Genomic DNA, 14,677 nt, shown 5'->3' on the forward strand with positions numbered 1-14,677 from the left:
GTCCAGTACTTGTCGGATTCAGCGTAGCAGCAAGCTTCGCCCTTTTGCTCCAACACGGCGCTTTCGGCGCGCTCGAGCTGCTCGCGCAAAGCTTCCAACTCCGCGTCGGAATCCACCTGAATGCCCAAGTGATTGACACCTGGTTTATGTCCTCGTCTCGATACCGCGAAGTTTATGCGCGGATCTTCGAGCATCCATTTGGCATAGTCGGTTTTGACCACCGTCGGCTCAGTGCCCAAGACGGCTGAGTAGAACTGAATGCTGGCGTCAAGATCATCGGTTGCGACATGGACATGAAAGCGTTTCATGCTGATTTCCTTTTCGGTCTGGATGTGGTTTCGCGGGCGGGTACGCATTGCTCGGGGTGTCCGCCACAGCAGTTCTCGGTAAGGTAACCGACGAGATCGATCATCGTTGTGAAGTTGGCCGCGTGAAAAATAAAGCGCCCCTCCTGCCGCACGATCAAGAGTCCGGCGTGGCTTAATTCCTTCAGATGAAAAGAGAGCGTGGCCGGCGCTACGCCCAGACGCTCGCCGATGGCGCTTACCGGTAACCCCACCGGGCCCTCGGCAACCAGTAACCGAAATATCGCAAGCCGGGTGTCTTGCGCCAAAGCGGCCAAAGCGCGTATGGCGGTTTTTGTTTCCATTGTTCTAGTATATTGGAAGTGTTGTGGGTGAGCAAACATCCATTTCCAAGCCTCAGACTCTGGAGCAGGTCCAGGGCCTGGAGTTCGATCGGCGTTGATCAGACGCGCTGCCGCCGTTCGGCATTTTCTTCCGGGTTGCCTATTAGGGCCTGTTCACACATAAATCATGCCCCGCGTTGCCCCAACCGGGATGATCACGCGAAGCGGGACCCTCGTGAAGGGCCATTCCCTTCACAAGGGTCCGCGACAAAGTGAGCGCCCGGTTTGGGGGTAACCCGTAGGGCTTTGGTCTGGCGGGCGCGCTGCTGCGTTGGCCGTCGCTTGCAGGGAATGACCCTGCGGCGCGCCGTCCGCCTCGCATCGCATCCCGCGAGAGCAAAGCGCGGGGTATGATTTATGTGTGGGCAGGCCCCAATCCTGCTGTCTACAGCCGCGTCTCACCACGGTTTGTGCATGGCCGTGCACCCGCGCCCAATATTCCACGGCGGCTTTTTGCATGCTCTTGGTGCGCCGCTTTCCGCAGATGCGCCAGCGAAGTGCATCCGGCTAGTATCCAATCTTCAATTTATCTTGATTTTTTCTACGATTAGTCAACGTCTTAGTTAGAGTGTGTCCGCTGGCGCGCAGTTTGCGATAAGCAAACACATCGCCGCGAACACCGGCGCCTGCTGGCGTCAGCTTAAAAAATTCCTGCCACACTCATGCGCAATCTTCTGGTACTGATTAGCATACTCGGCGCTTTTTTGAGCGCCTCAGTTACTACTGCGCGCGCAAGTTCCGGCGAAGATAAAGCGCTGACAATCGAAGTTTCGGAAGGTAACTGGGGAAACGCCAACACCGCCGATATCGAAGCGCTGCTTTACTCTGTAGCGTCCGAGCTTCGGCGCTTTATCGAGACTCGTCCACCAGCCGAGATAGTGGTTATCCCGAGCGAAAAAGCTCCTGCGGCCCTTTACCAAAAAGGTAGAAACGGGGAATACGTGATTTTGTTAAGCGCCAAGAATAGACGCTGGGCCCAATATGCTTACCAGTTTTCTCATGAACTTTGCCACGTTTTTTCGAACTACGAGCGTGGCGAAGTGAACAACGGCGTAAAGCCTAACCAATGGTTCGAGGAGGCGGTGTGCGAAGCGGCAGCGGTTTTCACCCTGCGACGCATGGCGAGCACTTGGGGATCGAACCCGCCCTATTCCGATTGGGCAGACTACGCGGCGGTTTTGCGAGCTTATGCGGAGCAATTAACCACGCAAAGCCACCGGCGGCTACCCGGCGACATCGCGTTTGGGACATGGTATGCGGCGAATCGGGACGCCGTAAGTGGAAATCCTTACCTGCGCCAAAAAAACGAAGTCTGCGCAAATCTGCTGCTTTCGTTGTTCGAGAGCACACCCGAACACTGGGCAGCCATAGGCTATCTGAATCTTCATCGCAGCTCGCCGGAAGCCGGTTTCCTCGAATATCTGGAAAGCTGGCGTCAAGCTGCTCCGGCAAGGCACCGAGTGTTCATCACGGAGGTTATCGCATTATTTGACCTGCCGGAGCATCGCGAAACGATGCAGACGGTGTTGGCCAGGTGATCTCGTAAAGCGACGGATCAATCAACAGGGCAGCGCCTTTTTCGGGCTTCCACACGCGGGCAGTAGAAATCAAAATTTCTCGCGTCATTCAAGCTTCGGCTTCAATCGCTGTGCATAAGAACGGGTCTTGCCCGATCTGGCGCCGGTGGGGAAATCTCGATTAAGCACAAGGTTCCTCTCCCAGCCCGACGCCGGCCGGATGAGCCTCGCGCTCCAGGGGACGCTTAGCCCGCGCCGTTCTTCTGGAATGGAGACCTCTTATGAAGCTGCTTGCCGGGCTTGCCTTCAATGATCATCTCTTCCCCGGCTGGTCCCGCAATGCTTCTGCCGCGTTCCGAGGCAGCAGTTTGCTCCACCGTTTGCCGCGCTTTATTGATTTGATCCCAATGGCGAATTTCATCGTCACCGTACCTACCGGCAATGCTTGCCGAAGCGGCGGTGAACAATATGAGGCCGCTGAGTATCGGTACAGACCTTTTGATCTCGAACATGTTGGCTCCTTGTCAACTTAAACTGCCTCATCCCGAAGACGACGGCGGTTTGCGAATCAATCAATTGCTCCGAAGTTAATCTTAGGCTTCCAAACTCACGCTGCCATCACCGGAGCTTCACAGTTTCATCACAAAACGTGTGGAAGGCTTACATGAGCCGCTATCTGGTGGCTTGGCCTCTGCCGGTAAAACAGGTGAAACGCTGCGCAGGCGCTTGTTGCGCAGCACGCAGTATCGAAGATAGATAGCCGGGACGGTGGTATGGCTCGGTGGCTCGGGCTCATAACGAAACGTGCGCTGGGCAATTTCGCGGCGCGTGGTTAAAAAACGAGAAGCCGAGAGGCAAGGCGGCCACCGGAAAACGGCGCCCTAAGACGGGCAAGAACGACTGCATGAGGTTCCGTCTGCGCGCCCGTAGTCCCCGATCGTCGAAACCGACGGCGCTCACAGCGATCGGGCAGGCGCGCGCGTTCGAATTCATCGCAAACGCCTTTCGCGAGCGCTGAACCAAGTCAGTGATGATGTTCTTCGCCGGCCTGTATGCTTTTACGAACGGGTCGTATTTCATGTCGCCAAGATCGGCGAAGTCGATGAGGCGATAATCGGCAAGCTGCTCGTCGCCAGTCATTTGCAGGGATGTCTGGGTGAGCGGCCGTAATTCGCGAAGACGCAATTCCACCCGATGTCCGCCCGACGTCTTCCTGACCAGCGCCAGCAACTGCTCTTTCGGCAGCCACCAGATCTCGGTCTTGATGCCGTCCAGGACTCCCGCATATTTCTCGCCTTTTCGGTCGAGGACAGTCACATTGCCTTTATGCGTCAGCCGGGAAAGCTGACAGTCATCGATGACTGTATTGAGCGTGTTCCAGCTTTTCGCATTGCCGCTCGCCCGCAAATCGCCGTGGTAGTGGACGACGGCCTGCCGGCGCGTTTGGTATAGCTGCGTGTACTCCATGCCGCCACTTGCCACGCGTTTCCACAACTCGCCCTCGGCGCCATCCGCAGAACGCGTTTCGACGATGTCCTGGCCACGCCAAAGCCACCAGCCGCGCACAGCGCCGGGGTTTTTAACGATGTGCTTGCTGATCTCTTCATATCGAGCCGTGACCGGCATGAAGATTTTTGCTTCGTCTTCGATGTCGAACACCGCATCGCGTACCGCATGCTGTTCGACGATGCCGTAGCCGGCACCCTCGATCGCCGAGCGCAACGCGGAGGTCGGGGTGCCGGCGGCGGCGCGCACGGTCGCCGTTTCGGTGGCAAGATTAACCGAGGCGCCGGTGACGCCGGGCACAACGTTCAATGCCTTTTCGATGCGCGCAACGAATGAAGCCAGGTCATACCGGCAATGCCGAAAGGCGATTCGTGCAGCGCCTGCCCGGCAGCCGATGCCGGCGTCTCGATGTGAGTATTCATAGCTGTATTCATGATGATTCCCCGAATGACAGTCGCCATCATCAGGGTTCCCATCATGGCGAGGTCAACAGTTTGGCGGGATATCTCACGCTTTGGGCGCTTGACCTTACCATTGTGGCAAAGTTGAAGCCCGGCTTTCTTTCATTGCGGGACGGCCGACAATAAACTGCTATCGGGCGCTCGAACGAAACTGCGCCGGAGAAATGACTGATGATTTATTACCTGACCAAGCTCATGATTTCGGCAGCGTTGATCGTCGCGGTTTCGGAGATCGCCAAGCGCAGTTCGCTGCTCGGCGGTCTGCTCGCTTCGCTGCCGCTGGTGTCGTTGCTGGCGATGATCTGGCTGTACGTGGATACCGGCAGCAGCGAGCAGGTCATCGCTTTATCGCGCAGCATTTTCTGGCTGGCGCTGCCGTCATTGCCGCTGTTTCTGCTGCTGCCGGCATTGCTCAAAAAAGGTTGGGCGTTTTATCCGGCCCTTATGATCAGCGGTGTGGCGATGTTCGCGCTCTACTATCTGATGCTCGCGCTCCTGCGCCGCTTTGGCGTTCAGTTTTGATTCAGCATTCGATCCTGATCCGGCATTTATGCAGATCGACTATCGGTGCGATGCACAGCCGCATTCCCATCAGCGCGGCCGCATGATCGAATCGGGCAAATTCGAACCGGGCGGCGCGCCTGGCGCGTCCGTCTGCGCCGAGATGGTCGGATAGTACAAACCGGTTTGCCGCCGCTCCCACCATAAACCCTGCGCGCGCTGTTCGCGGCTGGCGTAGCGGTATTCGTAGATGACGGCGCGCACCGCTTTCGGCCTGGCGCCTTTGAACGGATCGTTCGCCAGCAAAGCGAGCACGTCGGACGATGCGGCGAGCAAGCGCTGCAAGAAGCCGGGAAACCAGTGACGCGATTCGTTGCCGATGGCTGCGAACCACATCTGCCAATCGAGCCGCGGCTGATGCGGCAGGCTGAAACCTGGCGCTTCGGCAACATCGCCCGGTTTATATTTGAATTCGTACGCGCGCCAGGTCTGGCCGTCGAGCGAGCCCTCGACGACGATCTCCTGGCGCTCGGTGATGATTTCGGCAAATGCGCCATACCTGTTGATGGAGCGCAACGGTGCGGCCAGGTTGGCGAGTTTCGCAAGAAGCACTGGCGGTTCACTGCGATTCGCCGCGGCATATATCTGACCGCTGCCGGCGAGCACGACGACGACGGCGTAAAGGGCGGTCACAGCGGTCGCCAGCGCTGTTGGCGATCGCGCGATGCGCGGGGCGCGCCATTTTTCCGGAAGCCATTTGCCGATCGCCTGATCGTCGAACAGCAGCAGGCACAGTGCGATCGTCAGCAGGTTGAAAAAACCATAGTTGCCGGTTGCGATGATTGCGAGCTGGAACGCGATGAACGCCCATGCGGCGAGAAAGCGCGGGCGGCGCGGCAGGAAAATAAAAAATGGCAGGACGAGTTCGATCGTGAACATCAAGCCCGCGGCTGCGATCAGCACAGGGTCGGACAACTGGTGCGCATACCACGCCAGCGGCGTCGGCAGCGGCTGGGTTTCGAAGTAGCGCGTCAGCACGGTCAGGTCCATCCAGCTCGCGTCACCGCTGGCAAGCTTCACGACTCCGGACAGGAACATGAAGCGGAACAGCAGCCAGCGCGCAAGCCACAGCGCGAGCACCGAGCCCGAAGTCAAAAACAGGGCGAGGAAGCCGGTTTCGAGCAGCAGCAGATCCCATTGGTAAATCATGAACACCTGCCCGGCATGAAATAGCGACAGGTAAAGCGCGAGCAACACCAGCAGCAACAGCGGACGCCGCCGACCGGCGCCAGGGAGCGCATCGAAAACCAGCAACAGCGCGATGATCACGCCGCCCCACGACACCGCTTGCAACGCCTGATCGCTGGCATCGAGCCAGAATACTGTCGGATAACGCAACCAGGCGGCGGCGCCATAGCGTTCCGCGATGCGCGCCAGATGATCGCCGAGCGGAAGGATGCCGCCGCTGCCGATGAGACCCGGCGTCTGCACGGCGAAAGAAGCGAATGCCGCAGCGTAAATCAAGCCGAGCGCGCGTAGAAAAAGCCCGGACACCCGCTCGAAGCGCGGCGGCTCGGCCTGCCGGCCCCAGAGCGCCAGCGTGATCGCGTAGAACACGCCGCGATGGCGAGCGATGAATGCATAAGCACGTTCCGCTGCTGCCGCAAAGCCCGGTACGCGCCGATACGCCAACAGCAACAGGCTGTTGCCGCGCGCCGCCGACGCCGCGCGCAAGCTCGCTTCAGCCGCGCTGCTCCTGCGCTCGCCTTCGGCGCCAATGTATTGAGCCGCGCGGCTGAATTCCCGCGCAGGAATATGCGGGTAATCGTTTGCGACTTGCTGATACGGCGCGATGCGCAGGCGTCCTGCCGATCCCCGCTGCCAATAACGCGCCCACCACGAGCAGAACGCGCAATCGCCGTCGTAGATCAATAGTGGCATGCCGGAGATTAGGGCCTGTTCAAACCTAAATCATGCCCGGCGCTTTGGTCTCGCGGGATGCGGTGCGAGGCGGACGGCGCGCCGCAGGGCCATTCCCTGCAAACGACGACCAACGCGGCAGCGCGCCCCGCCGGACCAAAGCCCTACGGGTTGCCCCCAAACCGGGCGCTCGCTTTGTCGCGGACCCTCGTGAAGGGAATGACCCTTCACTTCGGCTCCGCTTCGCGCGATCATCCCGATTTGGGGGCAACGCGGGGCATGATTTAGGTGTGAGCAGGCCCTATACAAGAAATGTGCGGACACTGGTTCCGCTCCCGGCTTAAGCCAGCCGGGCCAAAGCTGCGCGGGCATGCAGCGCCTTGCATCAAGGCGCTGGTAGACACTTCCGCCCCTTTATCCCCCCAGCGTCCGGTCCTGCTTGCCGAACCAGCTTAATGCGCTTTCGAAGTGGCCGGGCGCGAAATCGGGCCAGTAGTCGTCGACGACGAAAAAATCGGCATACACCGATTGCACGGGAAGAAATCCGCTGAGTCGCCGCCCGCCGCCCCAGCGCACGATCAAATCGATGCGCGAAACATCGTGCGAACGCAGGCCGCCGTTTTTCAGGCCGTCGAGGTCCCACTGCCAACCGTAGTTGACCAGGAAGTTGACTTTGATGCCGCTACCCTTGCGTTCGCGAAACGGCGTCAACGCCTCGGGAAACTGGCTCGACGTTTCGTCGCCGAGAACCAGCAAGGCGGCGCCGCGCCGTGCGATCTCCTCAGCATAGGCAACGCACGCAGCACGAAAGTTTTCGATCTGGCGGCGTGAGCGCCGCGTGTTGTCCTGGGTGAAACCGTACACCGAAATTTCGGCTACGCCGATTTTTTTGCAAGCCTCGAATAAAGCAAGCCCGGGTTCAATGCCGTGCGCGTAGCCCTCCTCCTTGCTCAGCCCCTGCGACTGCGCCCAGCGCCGATTGCCATCGGGAATGAAGCCGATGTGCCGCGGCAATGTTGTTTTGGTTCGCTTTGATCTCATGACAGGTTTATTCGGGTGCGAAACGCATGGCGGAAAACAGGCACGGGGCGAATTCTCAAGCGCTCAATGCTGCTATTTCTTGCTGCTAGTTCTCGGCAAGCTCGAAGTTTGCAGTATCGTCTTGCTTTTGTACAAATTACAAGGACGCCTTCGTATTCGGCGGGTCTCGGCACGCCAACGCCAAGGGGAGCCTTGCAGAACAAAACCAAACCGCGTACTTTAGGATGTCGGCATGTCGCTTGCTTTAGCGAAGCCGTAGTTCCGGATCAAAACGAACCCAAAAGGAGAGAAAAGCATGTTCAAAAAACTATCGGCAGTCGCTTTCATTCTTGCGCTACTCGCAGGCTGTAACACCTTTGAGGGCGCGGGCAAGGACATGGAACGCGGCGGTGAAAAAATCCAGGATAAAGCCAAGTAGGGCGAGCAGAACAAGATCCAGATTCAGCCGGGGGTGACACCCGGCGATTGCAGATCCTTACGGTCTGCGCTGGGTTGTCAGCCGCGAGGCGCCGCGAAAAACGGCGCCTTTTTGTTTCTGTGCAGCGAGCGCAGCAATCGTATCAGGGACTCCATGGTCAAGCCGCTGAAATACAGCCTGATCGGAATCGGCATCGCCGCCGCGGCGTTTTTGTTGTTTGCGCTTGTATTCGACTGGAGCATGCTGCGCGGCGCGATCGAACGCAAGGTTACGGAAAAAACCGGGCGGGAATTCTCGATTGGCGGCGACATCGATGTCCGCTGGATGTCGGGCAACGGCGACAGGGTATGGGGATGGCCGATCCCGTATATCCATCTCGAGCAGGTGCGCTTCGGCAACGCGCCGTGGGGCAGCAAGCCGATCATGGTCGAAGCCGCAGTCGCGGAATTCTCGATCAAACTTCCTGAGCTGCTGCGCGGCAACGTCGTGTTGCCGGAAGTGGTTCTGGTCAAACCGCTGGTGCTGCTCGAAAAGAACCGCGAAGGCGTTCGCAACTGGCAACTCAAACCCGATAAACCGGAAGGGCCGGGGCCGGTGATCGGCGAATTGCGCGTCGACCGCGGCACACTGAATTACCGCGACCCGAATATCGGCACCGACCTCGAAATCGACGTTGCCATCGCCAACCAGACGACGGCCGATGGTCCCTACGGGATACGTTTCTCCGCCAGCGGCAAGTACAAAAACCGCGCGACTTCGGCAAGCGGCCGCGGCGGCTCGGCGCTCAAGCTGACGGATCAAAGCGCGCCGTTCCCGATCGACGGCAAGCTGACTATCGGTCAAACCAGCGCCGTGTTGCAAGGCACGATCACCAATCTTCTGAAACTGTCCGCGGTCGATCTGCAACTCGATTTGCGCGGCGCCGACATGGCCGAGCTGTATCCGATTCTGAAGCTCAATCTGCCGAAATCGCCGCCGTATCGGGTTGCCGGGCATTTGTGGCGCGAAGCCGGAAAGTGGCGTTTCAACGATTTCAGCGGCGCCGTCGGCGACAGCGATCTGGCTGGCGATTTTGTCGCCGTCGATACCAGCGTCGCCGAGCGCGTTTCGATACAGGCCGACCTGACATCGAAGGTGCTCGATTTCAACGACCTCGCCGGCTTCGTCGGCGCCGAGCCCGCGACCGGGCCTGGCCAGACGGCGTCGAAGCAGCAGAAGCAAGCGGTCGAAAAAGCGGCCGGCGAGAAACGCGCGTTGCCCGATGAAGGCTTCCCGCCCGAACGCCTGCGCAGCATGGACGCCGACGTCAAATACAAGGCAAAACAGATCAGGAGCCGCAAGGCTTTGCCGCTCGACAACATGGTCGCGCATCTGAAAATCGAGGGCGGCAAACTGACCGTTCAACCGCTGGACTTCGGTTTCGCAGGCGGCAACATCGTATCGCGCGTGGCGCTCGACGCGCGCAAGGAGCCGGTGACGAGCGAAGCCAGTGTTCAGTTCAAAAGGCTGCGTCTCAAAAGGCTGATGCCGACGGTTGAGATGGCCGACAACAGCAGCGGCGAAATCGGCGGCAGCGCCGAATTCAGGAGCAGCGGCACGTCCGCAGCGAAAATTCTGGCCGGCCTCGATGGCCGCCTCGGGCTGGCAATGGATGGCGGCGAGATCAGCAATCTGCTGCTCGAATTCGTCGGCCTCGATGGCGGTGAAATCATCAAATTTTTACTCGCCGGCGACCAGCGCGTGCCGGTGCGCTGCGCGGTCGGCCAATTCGCGATCGACGACGGCCTGATGAAAACCGAGGTGTTCGTGATCGACACGCAAGACACTATCATCCGCGGCGACGGCACGATCGATCTCGCGAAGGAAGAACTCGATCTGACGCTGCGCCCTTTGCCGAAAGACATCAGCATTTTCAGCGGCCGCTCTCCCTTGCACGTAACCGGCAGCTTCAAGGACCCGAACTTCGCGCCCGACAAATCGTCGTTGGCGAAACGCGGCGGCGCCGCCATCCTGCTCGGCCTGATCAATCCGCTCGCCGCGCTGATTCCACTGATCGAGACCGGGCCCGGCGAAGACAGCAATTGCGCCAATCTTATGGCGGACGCGAAAAATCAGGACTCGGGCGCGGGGAAAAAGACGAAGAAAAAGTGATGCCGGGAGATCTTGCAGGCGATAGCGCCCGACAAGAAAGTGCGCCTCGGTTCCTGAATTGGGAATTCGTTACAAAAACGAATCGTCATTCCCGCGCAAGCGGGAATCCAGTTTTCGCACAACGAATCACCAGCAGTCGCTATCCGACGGGCTGGATTCCCGCTTCCGCGGGAATGACATGGGTTGGATTTATTCCGCTAACTTCAGACTCATGAATCTAGCAGCGAAGCTTGGCGTCGATCGCGTCGCCGACCTTGTATTGCTGGACTGCTTCCTTGGTCAACTGGAACTCGTGGGTTTTGCCGTCCCCGCCCTGCACGCTCAGCTTACCTTGCTCAGCGTTGACCGCCACGACCTTGCCTTCGATTTTCGCCGGCGCGCCCTTGGCGCAATCGGCCGATTTGTCCTGACCGAACGCAATTCCGCTGCACAACATCAATCCGAAAGCCGCTACTGCTAATTGGCGCATGGTTTTCATGGTTTCTCCTTATTTCTTGACAATGTCGTAAATCGCACCGGCGGCAGCGCCTACGCCGGTGCCGATCAGAGCGCCTTTACTCGTACCATAACCGGTGCCGGCGCCTACCGCCGCACCGGCGCCGGCGCCAACCGCAGCACCGCCTAGCGTTCCGCAGGCAGTCGTCGCCAGCGCCAGGATCAGCAAACCCGGCGCCGCGAAAGCTTTCGATATCGTTCTCATGTTGCTATCTCCTCAAGTGACCTTTGCATGGGTGGGGGATCGTCGCGAAACAAGATGCCACAATCCTGTAAACGCCTTCGCAATATTCTCGATGACAAAAATTTAGAGACACGAAGCACAGTGTGGTTCCATCATGGACAGGGCAGAAAAGCTTTTGATTTATCCGCAAAGCCTTTACGCCAATCACTTCAGAAACGACATGAACGCTGGCGCCGGATAAATAACTTTCAGGCTTCCATCGTGATGAGCAAATCTTTTGCCGAGACGGTGGCGCCAGGCTTGACGTGAATTTGCGCGATCGTGCCGCCGCTTTCCGCGCGCAGCGTGGTTTCCATTTTCATCGCCTCTATCCACAGTAGCGGGTCGCCGCTGCTGACTTTCTGGCCGACCTTGACCGCGACCGTAACGATAGTCCCCGGCATCGGCGCACCGATCTGCTGCGGGTTGCCGTCCTCGGCCTTCGGATGACCGGCGGCTTCCGCAGCGCCTGCGCGCGCCACGCGGACAACGCGCGGCTGTCCGTTCAGTTCGAAGAACAGGCGCGCAGTGCCCTCTTCGTGCTCGGCGCGCCCTAGGAGTCGTATCAGCAAAGTCTTGCCGCGCTCGATATCGACCGACACTTCCTCGCCGTCCTGAAGGCCATTGAAGAACACTGGCGTCGGCAACACGCTGACATCGCCGTACAGCCGGCGGTGCTCGGCATAATCACGGAATACTTTCGGATACATCAGCGCCGAAGCAAGCTCGGTTTCACTGATGGCGCGGCCTATGTTTTTCTCGATTTCAGAGCGCGCGGCTGCCAGATCGACCGACGGCAGGCTGGCGCCGGGACGACCTTCGATCGGCTGCGTATCCTTCAGCGCTTTGCGCTGCAGGTCAGATGGAAAGCCGTCAGGCGGATAACCCAGTTCGCCGCGCAACATCGACACCACGGATTCCGGAAAAGCGATTTCGCGGTCCGGATCGAGCACATCCGCAGGCTGCAAATCGTTGGCGACCATGAACAGCGCCATGTCACCGACGACTTTGGAGGTCGGCGTCACCTTGACGATGTCGCCGAACAGCAGGTTGACATCGGCATACGTCCGCGAAATCTTGCTCCAGCGATGCGCGAGACCCATGGCGCGCGCCTGTTCGCGCAAATTCGTGTACTGGCCGCCGGGCATTTCATGGCGATAAACGTCGGAGGTGCCGGAGCGGATGTCGGCCTCGAACGCGGCGTAGTAGCGGCGCACGCCTTCCCAATATTGCGAAATGCCGTGCAGCGCATCGAAATCGATACACGGATCGCGCTCGCTGCCGGCCAATGCCGCGGCGATGCTGCCGAGATTGGGCTGCGAGGTCAGCCCGCTCATGGCATCCATGGCGCCGTCGACGGCGTCGCAGCCTGCCGAAATCGCGGCCAGCACACTGGCTGCCGCAATGCCGCTGGTATCGTGGGTGTGGAAGTGGATCGGCAAGCCTGTTTCCTCCTTGAGCGCGGTGATCAGTGCATGGGCCGCGCGCGGCCGGCACACACCTGCCATGTCCTTGATGCCGAGCACGTTGCAACCCGCCCGCTCCAGCGCGCGCGCCATCGTCACGTAATATTTGAGGCCGTATTTCGGCCGGCTGGTGTCGAACAGATCGCCGGTATAGCAGATTGCGCCTTCGCACAGCGCGCCGGTTTCGCGCACCGCATCGATGGCGACGCGCATGTTTTCGACCCAGTTCAGCGAATCGAACACGCGGAACACGTCGACGCCGGCTGCCGCCGCCTGCTGCACGAAATGCTGCACGACGTTGTCGGCGTAATTCGTGTAGCCGACGGCGTTCGATGCGCGCAGCAGCATCTGAAACAGAATATTGGGAACGCGTTCGCGCAAGTCCGCGAGCCGCTCCCACGGATCTTCCTTGAGGAAGCGCAGCGCCACATCGAAGGTCGCGCCGCCCCAGCATTCGAGGGAAAACAACTGCGGCAGGCTGTGCGCGTAATATGGCGCGATCTCGAGCATGTCGCGCGTGCGCATGCGCGTGGCAAACAGAGATTGGTGGGCATCGCGCATCGTGGTGTCGGTCAGCAGCACAGGCTTTTGCTGTGCCATCCAGTGCGCGAATTTTTCCGCGCCGAGTGCGCGCAAGCGGTCGCGCGTGCCGGGCGGCGGCGTTCCGCTTATGTCGAAATCGGGCTTGCCCGGCGCGCTCACCGGCGTGGGCGCCGGGCGGCCTTTCATTTCCGGATTGCCATTGATGACGGCGTCGCCGATAAATTTCAGCAGCCTGGTCGCGCGGTCGCGGCGGCGCGTGAAATGAAACAGCTCCGGTGTCGTGTCGATGAAGCGCGTCGTGCATTCGCCGGAGCGGAACAGCGGGTGGCGAATCACGTTTTCGAGGAACTGCAGATTGGTCGCCAGCCCGCGAATGCGGAATTCTCGCAGCGCGCGATCCATGCGCGATGCGGCTTCCGCCGCTGTCGGCGCCCACGCCGTGACCTTGACCAGCAGCGAATCGTAATACGGTGTGATGATGGCGCCGGGATAGGCGCCGCCGCCGTCGAGGCGGATGCCGAAGCCGGCCGGGCTGCGATACGTGTCGAGTCTGCCGTAATCGGCGGTGAAGCCGTTTTCCGCATCTTCCGTCGTCACCCGGCACTGCAGGGCGTGGCCGTTGAGCCTCACGTCTTCCTGCGCCGGCAGCTTCGCTTCAGCATCGCCGAGACGCTGACCTTCGGCGACGCGGATCTGCGCCTTCACGATATCGACGCCGGTCACTTCCTCGGTCACCGTATGCTCGACCTGGATGCGCGGATTGACCTCGATGAAATAAAACTCGCCGCTATCGGCGTCCATCAAAAATTCGACGGTGCCGGCATGCGAATAATCGACCTGCCGGCACAGGCGCAGCGCCGCATCGCAGAGCATTTGCCGCTCTGCATCCGTCAGATACAGCGCCGGCGCGCGCTCCACCACTTTCTGATTGCGCCGCTGCACTGAGCAATCGCGCTCGAACAGGTGGAGCAGATTGCCGTGCTGATCGCCCAGCACCTGAACTTCAACGTGGCGCGCGCGCGTCAACAGCTTTTCGAGAAACACCTCGTCGTTTCCGAACGCCGCCTTCGCCTCGCGGCGAGCGGTTTCGATTTGCGCCGGCAGATCGGCTTCGGATTCGATCACGCGCATGCCGCGCCCGCCGCCGCCCCAACTCGCCTTGAGCATCAACGGATAACCGAGCTTGCCTGCGATTTTCCTGACCTGATGCAAGTCGTGCGGCAGCGCGCCCGATGCCGGCAGCACCGGCACCCTGGCCTTCTGCGCGGCGGCGCGCGCCGCGACTTTGTCGCCAAGAATCCGCAGGACGTCGGGTCTGGGGCCGATAAAAGTGATGCCGGCGCGAGCGCACGCTTCGGCGAAATCCGGATTCTCGGACAAGAAACCGTAACCCGGATGAATCGCATCCGCCTTGGCCTCGCGCGCGATGCGAATGATGTCTCGGCTATCAAGATAGGCCGCAATCGGTTTCTGCCCGGCGCCGACCAGATAGCTTTCATCGGCCTTGAAACGGTGCAGCGCGAAGCGGTCTTCGTGGGAATAGATCGCAACCGTGCGGATATCCATCTCCGCCGCGGCGCGCATGACGCGGATACAAATCTCGCTGCGATTCGCAACCAGAATTTTTTTTATGGGCTTGACAGGTCTGGCCTGGCTTTTCATGGCTTTGCGCTGTGAACTAGGCAAGACGTAACCGCGCAAGAGAAGCGACAGCATTGCCGCCGCTTATGTCTGGAACAATGATGAG

Annotated in this window: 13 protein-coding genes; 4 read left to right on the forward strand and 9 right to left on the reverse strand. The window is 59.9% G+C overall.

Annotated features, from left to right (window positions below; translation table 11 throughout):
• Window positions 1-308 (reverse strand): VOC family protein (locus H0V78_05255; GenBank protein MBA2351201.1); only part of this gene is annotated, 308 nt, incomplete at its 3' end.
• Window positions 305-649 (reverse strand): helix-turn-helix transcriptional regulator, encoded by a 345-nt coding sequence (locus H0V78_05260; protein ID MBA2351202.1) that lies wholly within the window; start codon window positions 647-649, stop codon window positions 305-307. The genes H0V78_05255 and H0V78_05260, both read right to left, overlap by 4 nt.
• 701 nt (window positions 650-1,350) lie before the next feature.
• Here H0V78_05260 and H0V78_05265 point away from each other — a divergent pair.
• A complete protein-coding gene (locus tag H0V78_05265) occupies window positions 1,351-2,226 on the forward strand; it encodes a hypothetical protein (protein MBA2351203.1) in 876 nt (291 codons plus the stop codon).
• A gap of 224 nt (window positions 2,227-2,450) precedes the next feature.
• Here H0V78_05265 and H0V78_05270 read toward each other — a convergent pair whose 3' ends face one another.
• Window positions 2,451-2,717 (reverse strand): hypothetical protein, encoded by a 267-nt coding sequence (locus H0V78_05270; GenBank protein MBA2351204.1) that lies wholly within the window; start codon window positions 2,715-2,717, stop codon window positions 2,451-2,453.
• Between the two features lie 280 nt (window positions 2,718-2,997).
• Window positions 2,998-4,107, reverse strand: a complete 1,110-nt coding sequence (locus H0V78_05275; protein MBA2351205.1) for a heavy-metal-associated domain-containing protein — start codon at window positions 4,105-4,107, stop codon at window positions 2,998-3,000.
• A gap of 236 nt (window positions 4,108-4,343) precedes the next feature.
• Here H0V78_05275 and H0V78_05280 point away from each other — a divergent pair, with 236 nt between their 5' ends.
• A complete protein-coding gene (locus tag H0V78_05280) occupies window positions 4,344-4,694 on the forward strand; it encodes a hypothetical protein (protein ID MBA2351206.1) in 351 nt (116 codons plus the stop codon).
• A gap of 69 nt (window positions 4,695-4,763) precedes the next feature.
• Here H0V78_05280 and H0V78_05285 read toward each other — a convergent pair whose 3' ends face one another.
• Together H0V78_05285 and H0V78_05290 are read right to left on the reverse strand one after the other, a co-directional pair.
• Complete coding sequence (locus tag H0V78_05285; protein MBA2351207.1) at window positions 4,764-6,614, reverse strand: lipase maturation factor family protein; 1,851 nt, start codon at window positions 6,612-6,614, stop codon at window positions 4,764-4,766.
• Window positions 6,615-7,007: 393 nt separating this feature from the next.
• Window positions 7,008-7,634 (reverse strand): undecaprenyl diphosphate synthase family protein, encoded by a 627-nt coding sequence (locus H0V78_05290; GenBank protein ID MBA2351208.1) that lies wholly within the window; start codon window positions 7,632-7,634, stop codon window positions 7,008-7,010.
• A gap of 295 nt (window positions 7,635-7,929) precedes the next feature.
• Between H0V78_05290 and H0V78_05295 the strand changes: the two genes are divergently transcribed.
• Entirely contained in the window at window positions 7,930-8,052 is a 123-nt protein-coding gene (locus tag H0V78_05295) for an entericidin A/B family lipoprotein (GenBank protein MBA2351209.1), read from the forward strand.
• 153 nt (window positions 8,053-8,205) lie between these two features.
• Window positions 8,206-10,203, forward strand: coding sequence for an AsmA family protein (locus H0V78_05300; GenBank protein ID MBA2351210.1), 1,998 nt, complete (start codon window positions 8,206-8,208; stop codon window positions 10,201-10,203).
• 217 nt (window positions 10,204-10,420) lie between these two features.
• Here H0V78_05300 and H0V78_05305 read toward each other — a convergent pair whose 3' ends face one another.
• The 3 genes from H0V78_05305 to H0V78_05315 all read right to left on the reverse strand — a co-directional run bounded on the left by H0V78_05305 (window position 10,421) and on the right by H0V78_05315 (window position 14,592).
• Complete coding sequence (locus tag H0V78_05305) at window positions 10,421-10,672, reverse strand: hypothetical protein (GenBank protein MBA2351211.1); 252 nt, start codon at window positions 10,670-10,672, stop codon at window positions 10,421-10,423.
• A gap of 18 nt (window positions 10,673-10,690) precedes the next feature.
• Window positions 10,691-10,903 (reverse strand): hypothetical protein, encoded by a 213-nt coding sequence (locus tag H0V78_05310; protein MBA2351212.1) that lies wholly within the window; start codon window positions 10,901-10,903, stop codon window positions 10,691-10,693.
• 227 nt (window positions 10,904-11,130) lie between these two features.
• Entirely contained in the window at window positions 11,131-14,592 is a 3,462-nt protein-coding gene (locus tag H0V78_05315; GenBank protein ID MBA2351213.1) for a pyruvate carboxylase, read from the reverse strand.
• Window positions 14,593-14,677: the final 85 nt, after the last annotated feature.

It is taken from the genome of Burkholderiales bacterium, from assembly GCA_013695435.1.
Classification (GTDB): domain Bacteria; phylum Pseudomonadota; class Gammaproteobacteria; order Burkholderiales; family JACMKV01; genus JACMKV01.